This window comes from Alphaproteobacteria bacterium SS10, assembly GCA_019192455.1.
GTDB lineage: Bacteria > Pseudomonadota > Alphaproteobacteria > TMED2 > TMED2 > TMED2.
The window spans coordinates 354862-377353 of sequence record JAHCML010000006.1 but is presented as its reverse complement, the minus strand read 5'-3'; the positions used below and the strand labels follow the sequence as shown (position 1 = coordinate 377353).

Below are 22492 nucleotides of genomic sequence, written 5' to 3'. Positions count from 1 at the left end.
CAGGATCAGAACGGCAGGTTCATGCCGGGTGGCAGGCCCATGCTTTGGGCAAAGCTGGCCATGCGTTGCTGGGTTTCTTCCTCAGCCTTGGTGCGAGCCTGGTTGATCGCAGCGACCAGCAGGTCTTCCAGCATCTCTTTGTCTTCGGGATCAATCATGGATTTATCGATCTCAACCGAACGCGCCATGCCCTTACCGGTCATTACAACTTTAACGGCGCCGCCGCCGGCCTCACCTGTGATCTCCATTGCTTCGATCTCAGCTTGTATCGCGGCAATCTTGGTCTGGGCCTCTTGGGCCTGCTTCATCATTTGCTGAAGGTTCTTCATCACGCTTAAGGCCTCTTGGGCTTGATCAGATTGTAGGGATTAGAAGTCGTAATCATCATCGAAGCCGGGATCATCTGGATCAAACGGGGCTTCGGTCATGTCTAGGTCTGGGTCGCCGGGCATGGCGTCCTCGCTGGCCAGCGGGGCCGCATCGTCAGCCTCATCGGCAATTTCCCGGCGTTCAATCTTGGCATCGGGGAAGGCTTCCAGCACAGCGGCGACCAGCGGATGCTGCCTGATCGCCTCCATCTCAGCTTCTTCAGCGGCCTTCTCATTCGCGCGCAGCGGGTCGAGGCCGGGCTGGTCCACCAGCTCCACCGCCCAGGGGGAGCCGGTCGTATCACTCAAAAACCGGGCAAAGCGAAGTGCCTGATTGCTGTTGATCAGGCCGTTCTCTTCCAGCTCAATCCGTCCCTCGCTAAAGGACACCAGCCGGGCATCGAGCTTAAACTCTGCCTCAAGGCGCAGCTCATTATGCGCGCCAAGCAGGGCAACTGCGGCGGCAAAGCTGTCAGGGCCAGGCAAGGCCTGTGGTGTTACTGGCTGCGGCGCTGGTTGTGCCGGTGTTGGCGCCAGCTTAAGGGCGGTGTTGCCATTGCTAACCCGCTGGGGCGGGGCGCCCATTGGCTGCGGTGCGTTCTGGTTGGCTGTTGGCCCGCTGGCAGCACCCGCACCGGCAGGCGTGGCGCGACCAGTGGTCAGCTCACCATCGGTTAGGCGCTTAATCAGATCAGATGGGTCGGGCAGGCCAGCGCTGTGGCAGAGGCGCAGGATCACCATCTCGGCAGCCATATGCGGCTCCGGTGCCCGTTGAACCTCGCCCAGGCCGGTCATCAGGATTTGCCACATGCGGGTCAGGGCTGGCATGGCCAATTGCTCTGCCATTCCGGCGGCGCGGGTGGCTTCTGCCTCGGGCACGTCAGCGCCCTTGGCGGCGGTTGGCACCAGGGCGCAGCGGGTGATGAAATGCACCAGCTCCAGCATGTCTTGGATGACGGTGACACCTTCGGCCCCGGCATTATGCAACATGCCGTAGGTTTCCAACGCCTTCTCAGCATCACCTGCGACGGCCGCTTCCATCAGATCAAAGATCAGCTGACGGTCGGCCAGGCCCAGCATATCGCGCACTTCTTCAGCGCTGACCGACTTGCCATCACCAAGGGCAATCGCTTGGTCAAGCAGGCTCAAACCATCACGGACGGAGCCATCGGCAGCGCGGGCGATCAGGGCGAGGGCCTCGGCCTCAACCGACACCGCTTCCTTCTCGGCGATGCTGGCAAAATGTTCGAGCAGTAGCTCGGCTGGCACCCGGCGCAGGTCAAAACGCATGCAGCGCGACAGTACCGTCACCGGCACCTTGCGGATCTCGGTGGTGGCAAAGATGAAGATCACGCTCGGTGGCGGCTCTTCCAACGTCTTCAACAGGGCGTTGAAGGCGTTCTTAGAGAGCATGTGCACTTCATCGATGATGTAGACTTTGTACCGCGCTTCGGTCGGGGCGTAGCGGGCGCCATCGATCACCTCACGGATGTCATCGACACCAGTGTTTGAGGCGGCATCCATCTCGATCACATCGACATGGCGGCCTTCGGCAATGGCCTGGCAAACCGGGCAATCATCGGTCGCACCGACCGTCGCCTCACCCGTGCCGTCGGGGCCCACATAGTTCAGCGCGCGGGCAATCAGCCGGGCGGTCGTGGTCTTACCGACACCGCGCACACCGGTCAGCATATAGCCATGGTGGATACGGCCAGAGGCAATCGCATTGCGTAGTGTGCGGACCAGCGCCTCTTGCCCGATTAGCGTGTCAAAGCTCTGGGGCCGGTACTTCCGCGCCAACACGCGGTAGCCTGCCGCATCTTCAGCGGCCGGTATATCGAGACCGGGCAGGGCAGAGTCCATAAGAGGGCTATCCAGGGGCGAAACTGGCTTCAAGAATTAGAGTGGAAGACTGGACAGGCGACCCGGAGCGAACTCGTTACGGCTGCTTCCTTCCGGACCTGACCGGGTTGGCGAGGGCACCGCCCGCCGCCAGCCTTCCACCCCTCAATAGAGGCGCTCACGGCGGCAAAAACAAGGGGGTTTTTATCCCTTTTCCCCGTCATCTTTGTTTGGGCTGGGCTGACAGCTTGGGGGTGGCGGCTTGAACAACCCTCTGCTAAGCCACGCAGATGCTTAGAGATGCGCCCTTAAATGGTGGAAATTGGTACAGCCACCCGAACCTTGATCGCCTGTCGATTAAGCGGCGGGACCCACAGTTTTATGCCGAACGGCTTTACGCGCCCAACACGCGCTTTGTGCCGGTTTGGCGTGGCAAGCATTTGATTGAGCGCCAGCCCGCCGAAAAACGCGGTGAGCCGAAGCCAGTCTATATCTCGCCCCAGGTTGATTGGTGGCCTGAATACACGGCGAGCGCGCCGATACTGTTGGGCGAGTCCCCTGACCCGGATGGCGATGGCCCGTTAGAGCCCTACACCTATTTTGCGATCGACCTGTCGCAGATCCCTGATCCCAAAGAGTTTGAGCCGCTGAACAAGCTTGGCGCCTTTGTCGATCTGCGCCGAATTGGGCCATTGCTCAATGCGGGTGAGGCGGCCTTGATGGCCTATGCCCGTGGCATGATCACCTGGCATGAAAAGCATAAGTTCTGCGGGGTTTGTGGTGGGCCAACGGCGCTGCGTGAGGCTGGATTTGTCCGTGCTTGCCTCAACCCTGACTGCACGCCTGAGGGCCCAACCCATCATCACCCGCGCACCGATCCGGCGGTGATTATGTTGGTGACCGATGGCGCTGATCGCTGCTTGCTGGGCCGTGGCCACCGTTTGCCACCCGGGTTGCATTCGACCCTGGCTGGCTTTGTTGAGCCTGGGGAAAGCCTTGAGGATGCGGTCGCGCGCGAGGTTATGGAAGAGGTTGGCGTGACGGTGACGGATATCCGCTACCACTCCTCACAACCCTGGCCCTTTCCCGGATCGATCATGCTCGGCTTCTATGCCAGGGCGACGGATTTTGACATCACCCTCGACCCGGAAGAAATGGCCAGCGCCGATTGGTACAGCCGCGATTGGCTGAAAGAGAATGGCGCCGATTTTGATGTTGAGAACCCACCCGAGTTCTCCGTACCGCGTGAGGATTCTATCGCGCGCCGCCTGCTCGACGATTGGCTGGACGGTAAGGTGAACCCATGACGGTGTTTGAGCCCAAGGATCCGGACTATGCCGCCCGTGTGCAGGCGGAGTTTGACGCCCAGGGTGCCATGGCCGCCTTAGGCATGACCCTGACGACCCTTGAGCCTGGCCGGGTGGTTATTGGGTTTCCCATGTCATCGGCGGTGACCCAGCAGAATGGCTATGTCCATGGTGGGGTGACGACAACGGCGATGGATAGCGCCTGCGGGTTTGCTGCGATCTCGCTGATCCCCGACCACGCCCTGATGCTCACGGCTGAGTTTAAGGTGAACCTGCTGAGCCCTGCAGCGGGGGAACAGTTTGTGGCAGAGGGAAAGGTTCTAAAACCCGGACGTCAGCTGATCGTGACCCAAGGGTCGCTCTATGCGCCGGGCCAGGCTGACAAGCCCATGGCGATCATGACCGCCACCATGATGGTGCTTGCTCACGCCCGCTCTTAAAGCCGTGTTCAGTGGTGAATTTACCTGATCCTTGGCTGCGGGTATTCGATCTGGCGAGTTCAAACCCGCTGATCTGCCCTGGGAGCGCCGAACATGCAGATTTCCAACCTCACCCTTCGTCTTGCCGCCGTTACCTTGGTGCTTGGCCTCTTCTTCACTGGCCAGGCTTTGGCCGATCCGGGTCACGATCTGGGTGCCGCCACAGACGGTGAGCGGCGCGCCAAGGGTCTTAAGGTCATGCCGTTAACCGAGGGGAAGCTTGATGGCGAGATCCCATCCGTTGAAGGCCACTCGGTGCGTTTGCGCCGGTTTGAGGTGGCGCCAGGCGGTGTAATTCCGCTTCACAATCATGATGGTCGCCCGGCCATTGCCGTGGTGATTGAAGGCGAGATTGTTGAGTATCGCTCTGACGAAACGGAGCCCCATACCCTAGGCCCTGGCGATGTCTCACCAGAGTTTGATGGCCTGCATCACTGGTGGAAGAATGAGAGCGATCAGACCGTCGTCATTCTGGGCTTCGATGTCTATAAGCGGCCCTTCTAACGGGCAGTTTTAATCCCGGTTCTCGTAGCGATAGGGATGGGCCGGATAGACGCCCATGATGTTGAGCTCAGCGGCGAAGAACGCCAGCTCTTCCAGCGCTAGGGCGACCAAGCGGTCGTCCGGGTGCCCCTCAATATCGGCATAGAACTGGGTGGCGTGGAAATCGCCGCCGAGCATGTAGCTCTCAAGCTTGGTCATGTTGACGCCGTTTGTGGCAAAACCGCCCATCGCCTTATAGAGGGCGGCTGGAATGTTGCGCACACGGAAGACAAAGCTGGTTACCGTATTGGGGGTAATGTCCTTACTGGGGTCGGCGGCGGGGCGATCTTCCTCATGGGTCATGATGACGAAGCGGGTGGTGTTATGGTCCGCATCCTCTACATCTTTGGCCAACACTTCTAAGCCGTAGATCTCTGCTGCCAGGCTTGAGGCGATGACCGCCCGGTCGCGTTGCTGATGCTTGGCCAGATCCGCAGCTGAGCCAGCCGTATCCGCCTCAACAACTGAACTGGCGTTTAGCTCACCGATGATCTTGCGGCATTGGCCGAGGGCGTGAACATGGCTGTGCACGGATTTGATGTCTTCACGCTTAACCCCAGGCATCACAAGCAGTTGGTGGTGCACACGGGCAAAATGCTCACCAATGATCTTCAGCCCACTATCCGGGATCAGCCGGTGAATATCGGCAACCCGGCCCGCCAGTGAGTTCTCAATTGGGATCATGGCCAGCTTGGCCTTGCCGCTGGTGACTGCACCAAACAAATCCTCAAATGACCGGCAGGGTAGGGTGGTCATTTCCGGAAATCGGTTCCGGCAGGCCAGGTCAGAATAGGCGCCGCTGGCACCCTGGAAGGCGATGGTTTGTTCTGGTGTTTGGTCAGGTGAGGACATGACGGGTCAGCACTGGATAGCGGGTTGGCCGCAGAATTTGCGGTGGAGGCAGGCTTAATAGTGTGGCATGCCGCCCGTCAAATGCTGCTGCATAAATGCTAGCAATAGGAGCGAGGTATCGGGTGTCCGACATCACAACGAAACATTGGTCCATAACGTCTGAAACCGGTCATAAGATTGCCGGGCGGACGGATTTCAGTTCGGATCACACGGCGCCACGCCCGGCGATTGTTATCGTTCATGGCCTTACCGGTTCGATGGATGAGCATCTGCACCAGCAGGCCACGCCCTACTTTGTCGCGCTTGGTTACGATGTGCTGCGTTTTAACCTGCAGTCACAAGACTTCCCACTTCGCCACTGTACCCTCGATACCCATGCACAGGATGTACGCGCGGTTCTGGAAGGCCCCGCTGCGGGTTATGAGCAGCTGTTTATCATCGGTCATAGCTATGGCGGGCCAACCGTCATGCGGGCCCAGCCACAAAAGGCCCGGGCGATTTGCCTTTGGGATCCTTCCTTCAACCTGCCGGCCATTTGGCAACAGATGGCAGTGGAGGATCGCGGTGACGTCGCGCTCCTAAACTTCGGCGGTGTTGAGGTTGTGGTCGGTCAGGCGATGGTGGCCGAGGGAACAGGCCCCGCCTATAACGCTGAGAACTGCCTCGTCCTATCCCAGCAGCTGCATGTGCCGGTTCAGGTGTTAAGCGCCGCCGAGGGGGATGAGTTTGAGGTTTATCAGCAGGATCCCCGCTCTTGGCATAGTGCCGGGCACCCGGAAAACCGCCGCGAGTTGATCCCTGATTCCGATCATTGCTTCACCAACCCGGCGGCCTTATCGGCGCTGCTGGATAAGACGCATCGCTGGTTTGCGCGTTTCTGATCTAGCTATCCGCGGAAAACTGGGGATTTATTGATCCTTATCAAAAGGCGGCTAAGCTTTTTTACCCGGGACATTCTTGACCATCGACAAGCCGTTGGCGCGTCGCTAATTTCCCCGGTGACATATCTTCGGCGATGCACCATCCGCTCGCCGTTTGCACTTACTCTAGGTTCATGGGCGACTGTCATGGGCAGCTTGGAAAACAACAAAATCTTTGGCGCGCTAATCATGGCCGGCCTCGTGGCAATGATGGCCAGCTTTATCTCGCGCAAGATCGTGCACCCGGAAGCCCCGCATGAGACGGCGCTTGAAATCAGCGGTGTTGAGACAGCGGTGGTTGCATCTGGCCCCACCGGTCCAGAGCCAATCTTGGCCATGCTGGCAACCGCCGATGTTGACGCCGGTGCCGGTGTTGCCCGTGCTTGTGCTGCCTGCCACAGCTTTGATGAGGGTGGCCCGAACCGGGTTGGTCCGAACCTCTACAACGTGGTGAATGCCTCCAAGGCGCATCTGGACAACTACTCCTACTCCTCCGCCCTCGCGGCGTTTGAGGGGGAATGGACCTATGAGGCGCTGAACAAGTTCTTTTATCGTCCGAAGGATTATGTGCCGGGCACCAAGATGAACTATGTCGGCCTCAAAGACCCAGAGGATCGCGCCAATCTTATCGCCTATATGCGTTCCCTGTCCGGCAGCCCAGTGGCCTTGCCAGATGAGGCACGTATTCAGGCAGAGATTGTTGACCTTGGCTATGATGTTGCTGAGGCAGCCGAAGAGAACCTCGGTGATGCGACCGCTGAAGCGATTGAAGATGCCGCACAGGATGCGGTGGATGCCGTCAGTGATGGCGTTGATACCGTGATTGATGCTGTGGGTGATGCGATTGATGACGTCACCTCCGACGATCAGTCTCAGTAATCTTTAGTTCGTGTCGGTGCCTCTCCCACTAGCTGACAAGCGATAGACCGGCTTATGTCTGCGCAGATCGAAACCTGCTCTGCCCATATTGTGGCGCTCGCCGAGAACATGGCTGAGCGTGCACGTGAGGTGATTGCGCCCTATTGGCGGAGTGCCGCACTCGCAACCGAGTACAAGCCGGATGACAGCCCCGTAACCCAGGCGGATAAGGCGATTGAAGCTGCCCTGCGTGAGATGCTGGCCGCTGAACGCCCCCAGGATGGCATCTTGGGTGAAGAGCATGGCTCTGAACGGCTTGATGCTGAATGGGTTTGGGTGATTGACCCAATTGATGGGACCAAGGCGTTTATTGCTGGCCTGCCAACCTTCGCAACGCTGATTGCAGCCCTTCATAAGGGCAAGCCGGTGCTGGGCCTGATTGATCAGCCGATTACCGGTGATCGCTGGCTGGGTGCCGCTGGTCGTACGACCCTGTTTAATGGACAGCGTGGCGTGACCCGCCGCTGTCGCAGCCTGGACCGCGCCCATATGCGGGCCACCTCACCTGAGATGTTCCAGGGCGCCGATATGGCCCATTTCTACCGCCTCAGCCAGGCGACTGGTGTGACCTCCTACGGTGGCGATGCGGTGAATTATGGCCTGCTGGCCGCCGGTTTTGTGGACCTCGTGGTTGAGGCCAGTATGAAGCCCCATGATTTCATGGCGCTGGTGCCGGTGGTTGAGGGTGCCGGTGGCATGGTCACCGATTGGGCCGGTAAGCCACTTACCATGGAAAGCGACGGTCGTATCCTCGCCGCCGGTGATAAGGGCGTGCATGAGGGTGCCTGCGCTATTCTGCAGGCTTAACCACTGATTTCTTGTCTCTGACGCGAAATTTATGGCGGCTGTCCTTGCCGTTCCATTGCCCCATTCATTATGTCTGATGGGTGGTGTTCACGCCGCTCAATTCGAGCCATGACATGACGGGATGGTCCATGCCCCGCCTTCTTGCTGCAGCCCTCGCGCTTGCCCTGTTCAGTTTCGCCAGCCCTGCCATCGCCGCCGATGGTGCCGAGGTTTACCGTGGCCATGCCGCGGCCAAATCCGGTGACCCGGCCTATGGCCCTGACTTCACCCATTTTGAGTATGTGAACCCCGATGCGCCGAAGGGCGGGACAGTCAAGCTGGGCGCCGTTGGTGGCTTTGATAGCCTCAACCCGTTCATCATCAAGGGCCAGGCCGCCGGCATTAGCCGCCTTCTGGGCACTGGCTTCCTCTATATGGCGTTGATGGAGCGGGGCGATGATGAGGTGTTCACCCAATATGGTGGCCTCGCCGAAACCATCGAGTTCCCGAAAGACTACAGCCGGGTGAGTTTTGAGCTGCATCCAGATGCGGTTTGGCATGACGGCAAGGCGATCACCGCCAGCGATGTGGTCTGGACCTTCAACACCCTGCGAGAGGTCGGGCACCCGCTTTACGCCAATTACTACGCCGATGTGGAAGATGTGGTGGCGGAGAGCGAGAAGCGCGTCACCTTCAACTTCGTGAGGGCCGGTAACACCGAGCTGCCGCTGATCTTGGGCCAGCTGCCGATCCTGCCAGAGCATTACTGGACCGCCGAGGGTCGTACCCTGGGCGATACAACGCTGGAAGCCCCGCTTGGCAGTGGCCCGTATCGTGTTGCCGAGGTTGATAGCCCCCGAACAATCGCGATGGAGCGGGTTCAGGATTGGTGGGCCGCTGATTTGCCCGCCTTTAAGGGCCAGTACAATTTCGATCGGATCGAGATTGAGTATTACCGCGACGCGACCGTGATCCTGGAAGCGTTCAAGGGTGGCGCCTTGGACTTCCGGATTGAGAACACGGCGCGCAACTGGGCCAATGCCTATGACATCCCGGCGGTTGAGCGTGGCGATATCATCAAGGAAGAGATTGAGCATGACCTGCCCCAGGGTATGCAGGCCTTCACCTTCAACCTGCGGCGCGAGAAGTTCCAGGACCCGCTGGTCCGCCAGGCCCTGATTGAGCTGTTCGATTTCGAGTGGATGAACCGCACCATCTTCTTCGACAGCTACACCCGAACTGACAGCTATTTTGAGAACTCCGAACTTGCCTCGGTTGATAAGCCGAGCGCGGCAGAACTCGCCATCCTTGAGCCCCTGCGCGAGGAGTTCCCAGAGTTCGTGCCTGCCAGCGTGTTTGAGGGGCCCTATGCGGCGCCGGTTAGCGATGGTTCGGGCCGTGATCGTCGGATGACCCGGCGCGCCCTTGGCCTGTTCAAACAGGCGGGTTTTGAGCTGCAAGAGGGCAAGCTGATCAATGGCAGCACGGGTGAACAGCTATCCTTTGAGATGCTGATCAACTCTCCATCCTTTGAGCGGATCGTCCTGGCCTACAAACAGACGCTGGAACGGGTTGGGGTTGAGCTGACCGTGCGTGTCGTCGACACCGCCACCTATCAGCGTCTGGTCGATGAGTTTGATTTCGACATGATCTCAACCGTCTTTGGTCAGTCCCTGTCACCAGGCAATGAACAACTGGAGTTCTGGGGCACGACCGCCGCTGACACCCCCGGCAGTCGTAACCTGCCTGGCATCAAAAACCCGGCGGTTGATAAGCTGATCGATAAGGTGATCACCGCGCCGAACCGGGAAGAGCTGATTACCCGGACGCGGGCCATGGATCGGGTGCTGCTAGCGAACCACTACAATATCCCAGCCTGGCACCTGGCGGCGTTTCGCATCGCCTATTGGAGCCGGTTCGGCCATCCTGTCCAACAGCCGCGTTACGGCGATCCGGGTCTGCTGACCCGCTGGTGGATCGACGCTGACAAGGCCGCAACAATTCAGACTGACTTGAAGCGCTAAAGGGTTCCCCCACCCATGCTCGATTACATCATCCGGCGTTTGGCGCTGATCCCCATAACCCTGTTCGGGATTATGGCGGTCAGCTTCCTGATGACCCAATTCTTGCCGGGTGGCCCAATTGAACAACTGGCCGCCCAGCTTGAGGGCACGGCGGTTGGCGCCACCGCCCGCGTATCGGGTGAGGCGACCACCGATCTCGGCACCCAGGCGCAAGCCGGGGAGGGTAACCAGCTTTACCGTGGTGCCCGTGGCCTGCCCCCAGAACTGATCGCGCAGCTGGAAGCGGAGTACGGCTTTGATAAACCGCCGTTGGAGCGGTTTTTCCTGATGCTGGGCCGCTACGCTGTGTTTGATTTCGGGGAGAGCTTCTTCCGAGATCGCCAGGTTGTCGATCTGGTGATTGAGAAACTGCCCGTCTCAATCTCCCTCGGCCTTTGGACGACGCTGATCACCTATCTGGTTTGTATCCCGCTGGGCGTTGCCAAAGCGGTGCGTGATGGCAGCCGCTTCGATATCTGGTCGAGCGCGGTAATCATTGTCGGCTATGCGATACCGAGCTTCCTATTCGCCATTCTGCTGATCATCCTGTTCGCCGGTGGGCAGTATTTCGACCTGTTCCCGTTAAGGGGATTAACCTCGCCCAATTGGGATGAGTTGAGCCTATGGGGCAAGGTGGTCGACTATTTCTGGCACATGACCCTGCCGCTTCTGGCGCTCGTCATTGGCGGCTTTGCCAGCCTGACCATGCTGACCAAGAACTCGTTCCTGGATGAGATCGGCAAGCAATATGTGATCACCGCGCGGGCTAAGGGGTTGGTTGAGAACCGGGTCCTTTACGGCCATGTGTTCCGCAACGCCATGCTGATTGTGATCGCTGGTTTCCCAGGCGCCTTCATTGGCATCTTGTTCACCGGCGCCCTGCTGATTGAGGTGATTTTCTCCCTCGACGGTCTCGGCCTGTTGGGCTTTGAGGCGATTGTGAACCGGGACTACCCGATCGTCTTTGCGACACTCTACTTCTTCTCCCTGCTTGGTCTGGTCATCCAGCTGATCAGTGATCTGACCTACACCCTGGTCGACCCCCGTATCGATTTTGAGGGGCGGTAGGTCATGGCCCTCTCAGATCGCATCTTCAAAAGCCCGATTGTCAAGCGGCGCTGGCACAATTTCAAGGCCAATAAACGCGGCTACTGGTCGTCGATCCTGTTCACCATTCTGTTTCTGGTCTGCCTGTTTGCCGAGGGGGTGGCCAATGACCGGCCGCTCTTGATCCAGTTTGATGGGGGCTTCTACACCCCCGTTTTCAACGTCTATACCGAGACGACCTTTGGCGGTGAGTTCGAGATTGAGGCGGATTATCGCGACCCCTATATCGCCGACCTGATCAATGAGAATGGCTGGATGATCTGGCCGCCGATCCGCTTCTCCTACGATACGATCAACTACGACATTCAGGGGCCTGTGCCCTCCGGCCCCTCGGCCGAAAACTGGCTGGGCACTGATGATCAGGGCCGGGATGTGATGGCCCGGGTTATTTATGGCTTCCGCCTCTCTGTCGTCTTTGGCGTGGTGCTGACCATCATTGGTTCTATCGTTGGTGTGCTGGTCGGTGCGGCCATGGGCTATTTCGGTGGCCTGACTGATCTGATCGGACAACGGATTGTCGAGATTTGGCGCTCCATCCCCAGCCTCTATGCGCTCATCATCCTAACCAGCTTCTTGGCGCCTAGTTTCTGGAGCTTGCTGATCGCCATGGCCCTGTTTGCCTGGCTATCCCTGATCGATGTGGTGCGGGCGGAGTTCCTGCGCGCCCGTAACTTTGATCATGTGAAGGCGGCGCGGGCACTGGGCGTTGGTGACCTAACCATTATGGTCCGCCACGTTCTGCCCAACGCCATGGTCGCGACGATCACCTTTATGCCCTTCATCCTCTCGGGTGCGATTACGGCGCTGACCAGCCTGGACTTCCTAGGCTTTGGCCTGCCGCCAGGCTCACCATCGCTGGGTGAGTTGGTGGCCCAGGGTAAGAACAACCTGCAGGCCCCCTGGCTTGGCTTCTCCGCCTTTTTCTCGCTCGCCATCATTCTGATCCTGTTGACCTTTGTCGGGGAGGCCGTGCGCGATGCGTTTGACCCGCGTAAGGCGGCCCCACCACCGCCCAAGACCGTTGGCCCAGAAGCCAAGCGTCTGGCTCAGGAAAAGGCCGCGAAGACCGATAAGACCGCCGAGGTGCCGGCCCAATGAGTGACGTGATGACAGAAGACCGGCCAACCCAGGCGACGGGCGAACCGCTGCTCTCAATCAAGGATCTGGCGGTCAGCTTTGGCGCAACCGATGCCGTGCGGGATGTGGATTTCGACATCCATCCCGGCGAGACCCTGGCCCTGGTGGGCGAGAGTGGCTCGGGCAAATCGGTTACCGCCCTCTCAATCCTGCAGCTGTTGCCCTATCCCGTGGCACGCCATCCTGCGGGCTCGATCAAGTATCGCGGGCGGGAGTTGATCGGCGCTGATCAAAACACCCTTCGCGATGTGCGCGGCAATCAGATCTCCATGATCTTTCAGGAGCCGATGACCTCGCTCAACCCGCTCCATAATATCGAGAAGCAAATCTCTGAGGCGCTGTTCATCCATAAGGGCCTTGATAAGGTGGCGGCCCGCGCCCGGGTGATTGAGCTGCTTGAGCTGGTTGGCCTCCCCAACCTCACCAAACGCCTCGGTGCCTATCCGCACGAACTCTCCGGCGGGCAGCGTCAGCGGGTGATGATCGCCATGGCACTCGCCAATGAGCCCGATCTGCTCATCGCGGATGAGCCGACCACCGCGCTCGATGTGACGGTACAGGCTCAGGTGTTGAGCCTGATGAAGGATCTGCAAAAGCGCCTCGGCATGGCCATGCTACTGATCACTCACGATCTGGGCGTGGTGCGTAAGGTTGCCGACCGGGTCTGCGTCATGAACCAAGGGCTAATCGTTGAGAGCGGTAAGCTGCCCGAGACCTTCGACAGTCCATCCCATGAATACACTCGCCGCCTGCTGGACGCGGAGCCTAAGGGCCAGGCGCTCGCCTTCAATGGTGATCAGAACCCGATCATGGAAGCCGATAACCTCAAGGTTTACTTCCCGATCCGTAAAGGGGTGATCAAACGCACTGTGGGGCATGTGAAGGCGGTCGACGGCATTCCAGTCACTGTACGTCCGGGTGAAACCGTTGGCGTGGTGGGGGAGAGCGGGTCTGGCAAAACCACCCTAGGCCAGGGGCTGTTACGCCTGGTTGATAGCGATGGGCCGATCCGCTTCCAGAGCAAGGATATTCAAGGCCTCAGCCGGTCAGAGGTTCGCCCCCTGCGCAGTGAGATGCAAGTGGTCTTCCAGGACCCCTATGGCAGCCTGTCACCGCGTCTTTCGGTTTCTGAGATCATTGCCGAGGGCGTGCGCCTGCATAAGCTCGCAAGCTCTAAGGCGGAAGAAGATCAGATGATCGCCGATGTGCTGAATGAGGTGGGGTTGGACCCGGAAACCCGGCACCGCTACCCGCATGAATTCTCCGGCGGGCAACGCCAGCGTATCTCCATCGCCCGGGCCATGATCTTAAAGCCGAAATTCGTGGTGTTGGATGAGCCAACCTCGGCCCTCGACATGTCGGTGCAGGCGCAGATTGTCGACTTGCTGCGTGACCTACAGGCCAAGCATGACCTCGCCTACCTCTTCATCAGCCACGACCTCAAGGTCGTCCGCGCGCTCTCCAACTCGGTCATCGTGATGAAGGATGGCAAGGTGGTCGAGCAGGGCCCCGTCGAACAAATCTTTGAGGCCCCGCAAACCGACTACACCCGCGCCCTGATCAAGGCCGCCTTCGATATCGAGGCGGTGCATGAAGAGGCGGTGGCTGGTTAGCCCGGCCCGTTACTGTCGTAGGGGCCGGACTGTATCGCCAGTTTATGAGAAGGCCCGCTTCAACACCGGAATGCGGGACAAGATCAGCAGATCAAGTGCCAGCACGGCGATGAGTGTTAAGCCCGCGAGTGGGAAGGCCAGGGACAGGATCAAACCGACCAGAACCGCCCCCTGCCAAAGTGGCATATTGGCAGGCAGTGATGGGGCCACCAGGCGCCCCGCGCTGGCGGGCCGACGCATCCACCACATGACCACACCGCTGACGCAGACGAATATGATCAACAGGCAAAACAGGGTGTTCAGGATCAGGTTCCAAATGCCCATGAAGCCAACATGGAATGCGACCCCAACGGCCATCGCTTTTGCGTAAACCGAGTAATCCGCAAACGACACATCAGCGAGAACATTGCCGGTGTAACGGTCAATATGCACAGTGCGATCGGAGTAGGGGTCATCGCTGTCATTGCTCATGGAATCGCGGGCAATGGTCCACACACCGGTCTCCCCGCGTGGGAAATGCAATTGGAAGCGTTGGTCAAAACCAATCTGATGCGCAAACCCAACTACATTATCGAGGGTAACTGGGGTCCCCGCTGGTATGCCAGCCAATCCGGCTTGAGATCCCGATGCTGGCATCGGGGTTTGCTCTAGCGCCCATGGAACCTCGCTGATGACGCCATGGTTTAGGCTGGCATGGGTCAAATCAGACAGGGGAACATTATCCCATTTCTCAGCTGGGAAGGTGTTCCATGGCTGTACGAATTTGCTGCCCCAAACACCGGCCCATGACAGACCGGTAATCAGGAAAACTACCAAGATCAGCGATGTCCAAACACCCATGGTGACATGGAGTGACTTCCATAGGGGGCGCCCACGCAAGGCTAGATTTGGTGCCAAAGATTGTAGAACGCCAGTTCCCCGAGGCCACCAGAGGTAGAGGCCGGTGGCAATCAACACCATCGCCAGTGACGCGGCGATCTCGATCATCCGTTCACCGGTAACACCGATTAGCAGGGTGCCATGTATTTCGCGGAAAAACTCATACCAGCTCTCACGCCGCTTCATGTTGCCCGCGACATCACCAGTATAGGGATCGATCGCAACCATGTAGGCGCTGCCATCCTCAGTATCGACACGAAAGATGGCGGCGAGATCATCGGCCTTAGGGGCGATGTATTGCTTAATGGTGCCATCGCTTACCGTGGCTAAGGCGGCGGCCGCCTGTTCGGATACGGGTAGGGCAATCTCCTGTGGGGTAGCCTTGGTGCCCTCGCCATCACGGCCATAGAGCACACTGCTCCACATGATCAGTGTGCCCGTAATGGCCAGCATGATTAGAAACGGAACAACGTATAGTCCGGCATAGAAGTGCCAGCGCCAGGCGGCACGGTAAAACGCACTGTTGCGCGATGCCTCGGCGTCAATTTCAGACGCGAGAGGCGCATTTTGGGTGTTCATGAAAAACAGTCCTAATGTCTATGTGAGCAGGTGCCGGGGCGCAGTCACATAGACATTGGTTAAGGCAGTGCCTTACCCGGTGTTGGTATCTAGGACGGACGCAACGGCGATATGTTTTTGATTAGGCGCCAATGCTGGCGGGCCGCGTGAAGGTGGCGGCAGGGCATGCAGCCGTGCTCGATGCGTCTGATGATCAAGAACCCATTGGTTCTCTTGTACCGGTAGTTCGAGCAATCCAACGACTGTTGGCTCGCCAAGCTGAATCAGCACAGTATTGGCGAAGGCACATACGGTGTGATCGACCTCATCAGAGGGCATGTCGTCGTTGTTCTCGGAATTTGCGTCGTCCAGCGGCAGATAGATCGTTTTCTGACCGGTCCCGGTACAGATGACCATCTCCAGAAAGCCGCTATCCTCTGACACCTTTGGCATGAAGCCAGCCGGGACCAGCCCGTTTGTCAGCAGGGCGAGTATCGTACCAACAATGATGGTGACGCGCGCAGTCATGGGGTGCAATGGCAACCATGCTTATTCAATATAAGCGGACGCTATTGGATGCCTGCCGCCTTTGCAATTGGGCCATCGGGATAGCGGCAAAACGCACACCCTGCTCTAAGGCATAAGTCCAGGGGTCATATAGACGTTATGGCGATGTTGCCCATGGCTGTCGGAACTGCTGCCGACTGAGGATGTGTGCTGATCTACAGCCCCAGCTCACGGGTCATGTAGATGCTGCTCTCATCGAATTCGTAGTCGCCGAATGGGCCGCTCTCTTCAAAACCGTGGCGGATATAGAGGGCACGGGCTGCGGCGAAGCCGTCATGGGCGCCGGTCTCTAGGCTGATCCGGTTCATGCCTTTTTCCCGGGCATGTTCGACCAGGAATTTTAGTGTTCTGGACGCGTAGCCCTTACCGCGATGGGCCCGGGCGATATGCATGGATTTCAGCTCGCCCTGTTTCTTACCGAGATCGCGAACCGCGCCCATACCGACCAGATCATCGCCATCCCAGGCGGTGAAGAAGTCGACATCATTGCCCTTTAAGCCTTCGGCATCCATGGCATGGGAGGCGCAGACCGGCGTGATGCTGCGGGAGTATTCAAGATGGGTCGTCAGGAGGTCGAGCACCGCCTGATCGGTCAAATCATCTAGCTTGAAGTTCAACTCTTTTCCCATGCCACCAACTAAACCCTATTCGAAGATCTGTAACAGAATAATGATTGCGACCAGCACGGCCAACATCACACCCCAAACTAAGATGGTGCGCTTGACCGATTGTTTAGCCTGATATTGTTCCAGCCAGGTGCGTGGCCGAATACCCTTCGCCAACAGTACCAGCTGTGCTGAGAGATTGACCGAGGCGATATTGATTGCCAGCAGCATGGTGGCCCCGATGGCGAGGTCAATGCGGCCGGCGCCCAACGTAATGCCAACCACCGCCGCTGGTGGCATCAACGCCACGGCCACCATGACCCCCACCAGGGTCGAAGAGAGGCCGCTGGTCAGGGATAGCACCCCGGCGGTGCCGGAGGCGAGGGCCAGCACAACAGCAGAGAGGTTCACTTCGGTCCGCGACAGTAGCTCCGGACTGTCCAATGCGCCGGTACCCCAGATAAGGCCGATAATGACCGTCATGGCCAGGGTTAGGCCAAGGCCCGCGGCATTGGTCTTAATCGCCTGCCACATCAGTTCCTTGTCACCCAGTGCTGACCCAACAGCGAGGGCTAGATTGGGGCCGAGCAAGGGGGCAATCACCATCGCACCGATAACCACGGCCACATTATCCCCGATCAGGCCAATGGCCGCGACGATGCCGGAGAGGACGACGAGCAGGAGGAAATTCTGGTCCAACTTTGCGCCCTTGGTGACCTCGTTATAGAGTTCTTCCCGGGAGGCGAGCATGGCTTTGCGCGCCTTGGCCTTTTTCTCTTTTTCCGCTTCAGGGTCGAGTTCTAGGCCGGTTTTCTCGGCAATCTCTTTAGCGGCCTTGTCCTTCTCGGCCCGTTCTTTTTCAGGATCTGGGATGGCGGCCTCAACCGGCATCAGGACGATGCGCCAATCCCCATCCTTGGGGAAGGCACCTTGCAGGGCGTCGAGGTAGTCCTGCTGTCGGTCCCGGCCGATTAGCACGGTTGTCCGGCGGCGCCCCTGCTCGTTAACCGGGCCGCCATGGACCGACACGGCCTCATACTGCTTGGCCAGCGCAGAGGCCGCCGTGGCAGAGGTGCTGTCGGAAATGATTTCAATGAGGCGGAGCGCCATGAAGAGACAGGGCGGGCAGGCGAAAAAGCAATCGGCACCAGCTTAGGCTAACTGGTGCCGATTGTAATCGATTGGTTTTGGTTGGCCGTCCGCTTTTACGGCTTACGGATGGATGGACCTTCCGGCTTGCCACCCTCGCGCCGCTTGCGGAAGCCTTCGATATCAATCGGCACATCACCGGCGGCCTTTGGTGGTGAGACCTGAATGGGGTCAGGGCTCATCAGGCGCGGCATCGCATCCTTAGGCATGGTGGGTTCACGCGGTGGGGCGGCCAGGGTCTTGGTCACGACCTCATAGACATCCTTGGATAGGCCAGGGACGGCCGCGATCCGCTCCATCTCCTTCTGCATCAGGGCCTGACGCTCACCATCGAAGCGACGCCATTGCCGCATTGGGCTCAACAGGCGGGCGGCGGTACGTGGGTTCAGCTTCTCAACCTCAAGCACCACATCGGCCAACAGCTTGTAGCCAGAGCCATCCTTGGCGTGGAAGTTCTCCGGATTACCGGCGGCAAAGGATCCAACCACGGAACGCAAGCGGTTCGGGTTGGTTAGGCTGAAATCCTTATGCTCCATCAGCTTGGACAGGCCAGCCGCATCGGTGCGGCCACTCATGGCCTGCAGGGCAAACCATTTATCCATGACCAGCGGCTGATCTTTGAAATCATCATAGAACTGGTCGATGGCCCGCTGACGCTCAGGCCCTTTGGTCTCCACGAGGGTGGAGAAGGCCGCTAAGCGTTCGGTCATGTTGTCAGCTTCGCCGAACTGTTTGACCGCCTGCTCAACCGCCTTACCGCGTGGGTTGGCGGCCATGTAGCCAAGCGCCAGGTTATGCAGTGCACGTTGGCCCTTCTGCTCACCCGTCGCCTCAAATGGCGCGGTTGCCTTGGTGGCGGCAGACAGCTCACGCCATTCCGGTGCCAGTTTGGTCGCCAGCTCTTCGCGGACGAATTTGCGAACCGCTTGGATTGCGTCTGGGTCCACCTCATCAACGGCCTGGCTAAGCTCGGTATAGCTTGGCGTGCGCAGCATCAGTGCCTTGTACTGGCCGTCTAGGGATGGGTCAGACAGGTTCTCGCGCATCTGCTCCAGCATGGCGGGTGGCATCTCAAGCGCGCGGCCCGCCTTATGATCGTCGATCATCGACAGCATGGCGTGGCGGTTGACCGTCTGGGCCGCCTCCCACCGGTTGAAGCTATCGCTGTCATGACCGGCCAGGAATTGGAGCTGTTTCTCGCTCAGATCGGTGGTCAGTTTCACCGGTGCTGAGAAACCGCGCAGCAGCGATGGCGTCGGGTCTTCCTTAACGCCCGTAAAGGTGAAGGTCTGCTCTTCCTCGGTCAGGCTCAAGACGGTTTCGGTGCCCTTTGCCTCACCATCGACCGTCAGCGCCATATCCTGACCATCGGCACCGACAAGGCCCATCCGCACGGGGATGTGGAATGGCTTCTTCTCCGGTTGGCCCGGGGTTGGGTCGGTCTGTTGCTTCAGGGTTAGGGTGAAGGTCTCTGTCGCCGGGTCATAGGTGCCCTTGGCATCCACATTTGGGGTGCCTGCCTGGTCATACCAATTGCGGAACTGGCTTAGATCGATGCCGTTTGCATCCTCGATGGAGGAGATGAACTCTTCCGTTGTGACAGCGGAATTGTCGTGGCGATCGAAATAGAGATCGGTGCCCTTCCGGAACCCTTCCTCACCCACCAGCGTGTGCATCATGCGGATGATTTCCGCACCCTTGTCATAGACGGTAGCGGTGTAGAAGTTATTGATCTCAATGTATTCTTTTGGTTGGATTGGGTGTGCGGTTGGCCCCGCATCCTCAGCAAACTGTCCGGCGCGGAGGCCTTGCACATCATCGATGCGCTTAACCGCCCGGCTGCCCATATCGGCGGAGAATTCCTGATCCCGAAAGACGGTCAGGCCCTCTTTCAGGGTCAGCTGGAACCAGTCACGCACGGTGACCCGGTTACCAGTCCAGTTGTGGAAGTATTCGTGGGCGATCACGCCCTCAACGCCATCAAAGTCGTTGTCAGTCGCGGTCTCTGGGTTGGCCAGCACATACTTCGTGTTGAAGATGTTGAGGCCCTTATTCTCCATCGCACCGGCGTTGAAATCATTGGCCGCCACAATGTGAAAGGTGTCGAGGTCATATTCCCGGCCATAGACTTCCTCATCCCACCGCATGGAGCGTTTTAGGCTGTCCATGGCATGGGCGACTTTGTCTTCATCGCCTGGCTCAACAAAGATCGCGAGGTTCACCTCACGGCCAGAGCCGGTGGTGTACTTGTCCTCAACCTTCACCAGATCACCGGCCACAACCGCGAAGAGATAGGCTGGCTTTGGGTGTGGGTCGCGCCAGGTGGTGTAGTGGCGGCCCTCACCGGTGACGCCGGCATCAATCTGGTTACCATTGGCGAGCAGGACCGGTAGGCTGTCGGCATCGCCCTCAACCCGGGTGGTGAACTTTGCCATCACATCGGGACGGTCGGGATAGTAGGTGAAGCGGCGGAAGCCCTCGGCCTCCATCTGGGTCACGAACAGGTCGTTGGATTTATAGAGACCCTCAAGGCGCAGGTTTTCATGCGGCTTGATGCGCGTGGTGATCTCCAGCTGGGCATCATCCGGCATACCGGGGATTTGCAGGCCCGTATCGGTGCGGGTGTAGTCGCCCGGTTGCAGCGGCTTGCCATCCAGTTTGATATCAACCAGCTCAAGCTCTTCACCATCCAGATGGAGGGTGGTCGGTTCACCCTCAGCCGCATCGGGGTTACGGCGCACATCGAGTTTGGATGTCACGGTTGTGGCATCGTCCCGGATGTCGATGTTCAGATCGACCTCATCAATCAGGTAGCCGGGCGGGGTGTAATCAGCGAGGCGCTTAGGCGCGGATGGTTCGGGGCTGGCGCTATTGGGGCGCATATTCTCTCCTCAGGTCACAAAACGGGTCGCTGCCGGGTGCGTTGGGGGGCACGGCGCGTTGCTTGGTCATTGGGACGGGGGAGGAGAGCGGCGCCGCGATGTTGCGCGGGCCGAAACCAATGACACCTAACGTTTCAATTTTGTGACGAAAGAGGGGAACAATATGTGCGCAAACTGTTATCATTGTGCGGTGCAAATACGTTGTTGATAGTTCAAACCCCAGATTTTTGCGTTTGGCTTACTAAGAACACGCTCAACCGCAGGGTGCGTTGAACGTACCCGGGTGATCAGAAGCGGCGGTAAACCAGGCTCACGAACTTGTCATCGGGTCTAGGGGATTTGGCGAACGCGCCGTAACTTAAGCAACGACGACACATATTCTGGACGCGGCATGACCACGCTCACTGACATTTACGGCCATGAGTTGACCATTGGCGATCTGACGCCCGGGGCGGATACCAACCCGGCGGCGTTCGTTGATCGCTGGGCGGACATCTCCTGCAGTGTGCTGGGCCATAAGGTGGATTTGCACACCAAGATGGCGTCGCTTTTGAATGATGCGCCGCAATTCGCCTATGGCTGGGCAGTCATGGGGCTTGGCGCGCTGGTCCTGGCACGCCGTGAGCTGGTGGACGCCGCTCGAAATGCCCATGAGGAGGCTGTTGCATCCCTACAAGAGGTTGGCGGCAGTGAGCGTGAGCGGGTGACCGTTGAGGCGCTCGGCCTGATGCTTGAGGGTCGCTGGCGCGCCGGTGCTGATAAGCTCGACCAGGCGCTAAACGCTGGTCCGCGTGATGCCCTGCTTCTTAAATTGGTGCATTCCTTCCGCTTTATGATTGGTGATGCGCGCGGCATGCGCCGGTCGATTGAGACCGTGTTGGATGAGTATCCAGCCGATCACCCCCATGCTGGCTATGTCTATGGCTGCTACGCCTTTGCGCTCGAAGAAACCGGCGTCTATAGCGAGGCAGAGGCTTGGGGCAAGCGGGGTCTAGACATCAATAATGATGATGCCTGGGGCCTGCATGCCGTCACCCATGTTTATGAGATGCAGGTCGATACCAAGGCTGGTTTGCGCTGGTTAGAGGATAATCGCCCCGCCTGGTCCGACTGCAATAATTTCGGCGGCCATGTCTGGTGGCATATGGCGCTGTTCTATCTGGAAGAGGGCGATACCGCCCGCGCGCTGGCACTCTATGATGATGAGGTGCGGGCCGACCAGACCGACGATTTCCGCGACATCTCCAATGGCGCCTCCCTGCTACAACGGTTGGAGCTAGAGGGCGTTGATGTTGGCGAGCGTTGGGATGAGCTGGCGGATAAATCCGCTGCCAGAACCAACGATGCATGCCTTGCCTTTGCCGATCTTCACTACATGCTCTCGCTTCTGGGGGCTGGCCGTATGGATGATGCCGAGGCGTTGATTGGGCAGCTAGCCAATACCTCTGCCACGGATCCTGGTGATTTGGGCGTGGTGGCCCGCAAGGCAACGCATAAGACCGCGCTGGGCCTGCTTGCGTTCAAGCAGGGTGATTACAAATCAGCCCTGGATGCTTTTGTCCGCGCTAATCCGGAGCTGTATCGCATCGGTGGCAGTCACGCCCAACGCGATGTCTTCAAATGGGTAATGACAGAGGCCGCCCTACGCGCCGGTCGTGGTGAAGTTGCGCGTGAGTTGATTAAGGAGCGGACGGGCCTGCGTGGTAGTGCTGATCGGTTCGCCTTAACCCGGCTTGAGCGGATTAACGAGGCACGCGGTGCCCAGGCGGCTGGCCTTGGCGCGGCGATCACCCAGATGGCAGCCCCTGCCATAGCGGGGTCGAGCCAACTCTTCGGTTAGGGCCGTAAACAGCAAAAGCCCCCTTGGTTTTCATGAAAGATGCGGCCTATATCCGGGCCGGTTTTTGATGAGTGCTG

General features: G+C 58.9%; 19 protein-coding genes and 1 other RNA gene. 11 read left to right on the top strand and 9 right to left on the bottom strand.

Annotation, left to right across the window (positions count from 1 at the left end):
- Nucleotides 1-5: 5 nt before the first annotated feature.
- The 3 genes from KI792_11780 to ffs form a co-directional block, all read right to left on the bottom strand.
- The gene (locus KI792_11780) at nucleotides 6-329 is read right to left on the bottom strand and encodes a YbaB/EbfC family nucleoid-associated protein (protein ID MBV6633696.1); all 324 of its coding nucleotides are present in this window, start codon (nucleotides 327-329) and stop codon (nucleotides 6-8) included.
- 39 nt (nucleotides 330-368) lie between these two features.
- Nucleotides 369-2231, bottom strand: a complete 1863-nt coding sequence (locus tag KI792_11775; protein MBV6633695.1) for a DNA polymerase III subunit gamma/tau — start codon at nucleotides 2229-2231, stop codon at nucleotides 369-371.
- A gap of 41 nt (nucleotides 2232-2272) precedes the next feature.
- Nucleotides 2273-2369: signal recognition particle sRNA small type (ffs, locus tag KI792_11770), an RNA gene on the bottom strand.
- 131 nt (nucleotides 2370-2500) lie between these two features.
- Here ffs and nudC point away from each other — a divergent pair.
- The 3 genes from nudC (at nucleotide 2501) to KI792_11755 (ending at nucleotide 4500) form a co-directional block, all read left to right on the top strand.
- On the top strand, nucleotides 2501-3517 hold the full coding sequence (nudC, locus tag KI792_11765) for an NAD(+) diphosphatase (protein ID MBV6633694.1): 1017 nt from the start codon (nucleotides 2501-2503) through the stop codon (nucleotides 3515-3517).
- Nucleotides 3514-3957 (top strand): PaaI family thioesterase, encoded by a 444-nt coding sequence (locus tag KI792_11760; GenBank protein ID MBV6633693.1) that lies wholly within the window; start codon nucleotides 3514-3516, stop codon nucleotides 3955-3957. The genes nudC and KI792_11760 overlap by 4 nt, the downstream gene beginning before the upstream one ends.
- 93 nt (nucleotides 3958-4050) lie before the next feature.
- Nucleotides 4051-4500, top strand: coding sequence for a cupin domain-containing protein (locus KI792_11755; protein ID MBV6633692.1), 450 nt, complete (start codon nucleotides 4051-4053; stop codon nucleotides 4498-4500).
- A 9-nt stretch (nucleotides 4501-4509) separates the two neighbouring features.
- Here the strand turns inward: KI792_11755 and KI792_11750 are convergent, their stop codons facing one another.
- Nucleotides 4510-5391, bottom strand: coding sequence for a prephenate dehydratase (locus tag KI792_11750; protein ID MBV6633691.1), 882 nt, complete (start codon nucleotides 5389-5391; stop codon nucleotides 4510-4512).
- Between the two features lie 122 nt (nucleotides 5392-5513).
- On the opposite strand from KI792_11750, the gene KI792_11745 reads away from it, so the two are divergent.
- From KI792_11745 to KI792_11715, 7 genes are all read left to right on the top strand, one after another.
- Nucleotides 5514-6272, top strand: coding sequence for an alpha/beta fold hydrolase (locus KI792_11745; protein MBV6633690.1), 759 nt, complete (start codon nucleotides 5514-5516; stop codon nucleotides 6270-6272).
- 186 nt (nucleotides 6273-6458) lie between these two features.
- On the top strand, nucleotides 6459-7190 hold the full coding sequence (locus KI792_11740; GenBank protein ID MBV6633689.1) for a cytochrome c family protein: 732 nt from the start codon (nucleotides 6459-6461) through the stop codon (nucleotides 7188-7190).
- Between the two features lie 54 nt (nucleotides 7191-7244).
- On the top strand, nucleotides 7245-8036 hold the full coding sequence (gene hisN, locus KI792_11735) for a histidinol-phosphatase (GenBank protein ID MBV6633688.1): 792 nt from the start codon (nucleotides 7245-7247) through the stop codon (nucleotides 8034-8036).
- Nucleotides 8037-8164: 128 nt separating this feature from the next.
- Entirely contained in the window at nucleotides 8165-10039 is a 1875-nt protein-coding gene (locus tag KI792_11730) for an ABC transporter substrate-binding protein (protein ID MBV6633687.1), read from the top strand.
- Nucleotides 10040-10054: 15 nt separating this feature from the next.
- The gene (locus tag KI792_11725) at nucleotides 10055-11146 is read left to right on the top strand and encodes a microcin C ABC transporter permease YejB (GenBank protein ID MBV6633686.1); all 1092 of its coding nucleotides are present in this window, start codon (nucleotides 10055-10057) and stop codon (nucleotides 11144-11146) included.
- A 3-nt stretch (nucleotides 11147-11149) separates the two neighbouring features.
- Entirely contained in the window at nucleotides 11150-12283 is a 1134-nt protein-coding gene (locus tag KI792_11720; protein ID MBV6633685.1) for an ABC transporter permease, read from the top strand.
- A gap of 8 nt (nucleotides 12284-12291) precedes the next feature.
- Nucleotides 12292-13935, top strand: a complete 1644-nt coding sequence (locus KI792_11715) for an ABC transporter ATP-binding protein (protein MBV6633684.1) — start codon at nucleotides 12292-12294, stop codon at nucleotides 13933-13935.
- Between the two features lie 42 nt (nucleotides 13936-13977).
- Here KI792_11715 and KI792_11710 read toward each other — a convergent pair whose 3' ends face one another.
- From KI792_11710 to pepN, 5 genes are all read right to left on the bottom strand, one after another.
- Nucleotides 13978-15393 (bottom strand): PepSY domain-containing protein, encoded by a 1416-nt coding sequence (locus KI792_11710; GenBank protein MBV6633683.1) that lies wholly within the window; start codon nucleotides 15391-15393, stop codon nucleotides 13978-13980.
- A gap of 72 nt (nucleotides 15394-15465) precedes the next feature.
- Nucleotides 15466-15900: a hypothetical protein gene (locus tag KI792_11705; protein MBV6633682.1), complete on the bottom strand. Its 435-nt coding sequence runs from the start codon at nucleotides 15898-15900 to the stop codon at nucleotides 15466-15468.
- Nucleotides 15901-16094: 194 nt separating this feature from the next.
- A complete protein-coding gene (locus tag KI792_11700) occupies nucleotides 16095-16568 on the bottom strand; it encodes a GNAT family N-acetyltransferase (GenBank protein ID MBV6633681.1) in 474 nt (157 codons plus the stop codon).
- A gap of 15 nt (nucleotides 16569-16583) precedes the next feature.
- Nucleotides 16584-17654: a TIGR00341 family protein gene (locus KI792_11695; protein ID MBV6633680.1), complete on the bottom strand. Its 1071-nt coding sequence runs from the start codon at nucleotides 17652-17654 to the stop codon at nucleotides 16584-16586.
- 95 nt (nucleotides 17655-17749) lie between these two features.
- The gene (gene pepN, locus KI792_11690; GenBank protein ID MBV6633679.1) at nucleotides 17750-20575 is read right to left on the bottom strand and encodes an aminopeptidase N; all 2826 of its coding nucleotides are present in this window, start codon (nucleotides 20573-20575) and stop codon (nucleotides 17750-17752) included.
- A gap of 391 nt (nucleotides 20576-20966) precedes the next feature.
- Between pepN and KI792_11685 the strand changes: the two genes are divergently transcribed.
- Nucleotides 20967-22415 carry a tetratricopeptide repeat protein gene (locus tag KI792_11685; GenBank protein MBV6633678.1) on the top strand — a complete coding sequence of 483 codons (1449 nt, stop codon included), beginning with the start codon at nucleotides 20967-20969 and terminating at the stop codon, nucleotides 22413-22415.
- Nucleotides 22416-22492: the final 77 nt, after the last annotated feature.

Bases quoted from the DNA above. Each gene is read 5' to 3' on its own strand.
- KI792_11780 (MBV6633696.1), bottom strand. From the start codon at position 329: ATGAAGAACCTTCAGCAAATGATGAAGCAGGCCCAAGAGGCCCAGACC.
- KI792_11775 (MBV6633695.1), bottom strand. From the start codon at position 2,231: ATGGACTCTGCCCTGCCCGGTCTCGATATACCGGCCGCTGAAGATGCG.
- nudC (MBV6633694.1), top strand. From the start codon at position 2,501: ATGCTTAGAGATGCGCCCTTAAATGGTGGAAATTGGTACAGCCACCCG.
- KI792_11760 (MBV6633693.1), top strand. From the start codon at position 3,514: ATGACGGTGTTTGAGCCCAAGGATCCGGACTATGCCGCCCGTGTGCAG.
- KI792_11755 (MBV6633692.1), top strand. From the start codon at position 4,051: ATGCAGATTTCCAACCTCACCCTTCGTCTTGCCGCCGTTACCTTGGTG.
- KI792_11750 (MBV6633691.1), bottom strand. From the start codon at position 5,391: ATGTCCTCACCTGACCAAACACCAGAACAAACCATCGCCTTCCAGGGT.
- KI792_11740 (MBV6633689.1), top strand. From the start codon at position 6,459: ATGGGCAGCTTGGAAAACAACAAAATCTTTGGCGCGCTAATCATGGCC.
- hisN (MBV6633688.1), top strand. From the start codon at position 7,245: ATGTCTGCGCAGATCGAAACCTGCTCTGCCCATATTGTGGCGCTCGCC.
- KI792_11730 (MBV6633687.1), top strand. From the start codon at position 8,165: ATGCCCCGCCTTCTTGCTGCAGCCCTCGCGCTTGCCCTGTTCAGTTTC.
- KI792_11725 (MBV6633686.1), top strand. From the start codon at position 10,055: ATGCTCGATTACATCATCCGGCGTTTGGCGCTGATCCCCATAACCCTG.
- KI792_11720 (MBV6633685.1), top strand. From the start codon at position 11,150: ATGGCCCTCTCAGATCGCATCTTCAAAAGCCCGATTGTCAAGCGGCGC.
- KI792_11715 (MBV6633684.1), top strand. From the start codon at position 12,292: ATGACAGAAGACCGGCCAACCCAGGCGACGGGCGAACCGCTGCTCTCA.
- KI792_11710 (MBV6633683.1), bottom strand. From the start codon at position 15,393: ATGAACACCCAAAATGCGCCTCTCGCGTCTGAAATTGACGCCGAGGCA.
- KI792_11705 (MBV6633682.1), bottom strand. From the start codon at position 15,900: ATGACTGCGCGCGTCACCATCATTGTTGGTACGATACTCGCCCTGCTG.
- KI792_11700 (MBV6633681.1), bottom strand. From the start codon at position 16,568: ATGGGAAAAGAGTTGAACTTCAAGCTAGATGATTTGACCGATCAGGCG.
- KI792_11695 (MBV6633680.1), bottom strand. From the start codon at position 17,654: ATGGCGCTCCGCCTCATTGAAATCATTTCCGACAGCACCTCTGCCACG.
- pepN (MBV6633679.1), bottom strand. From the start codon at position 20,575: ATGCGCCCCAATAGCGCCAGCCCCGAACCATCCGCGCCTAAGCGCCTC.
- KI792_11685 (MBV6633678.1), top strand. From the start codon at position 20,967: ATGACCACGCTCACTGACATTTACGGCCATGAGTTGACCATTGGCGAT.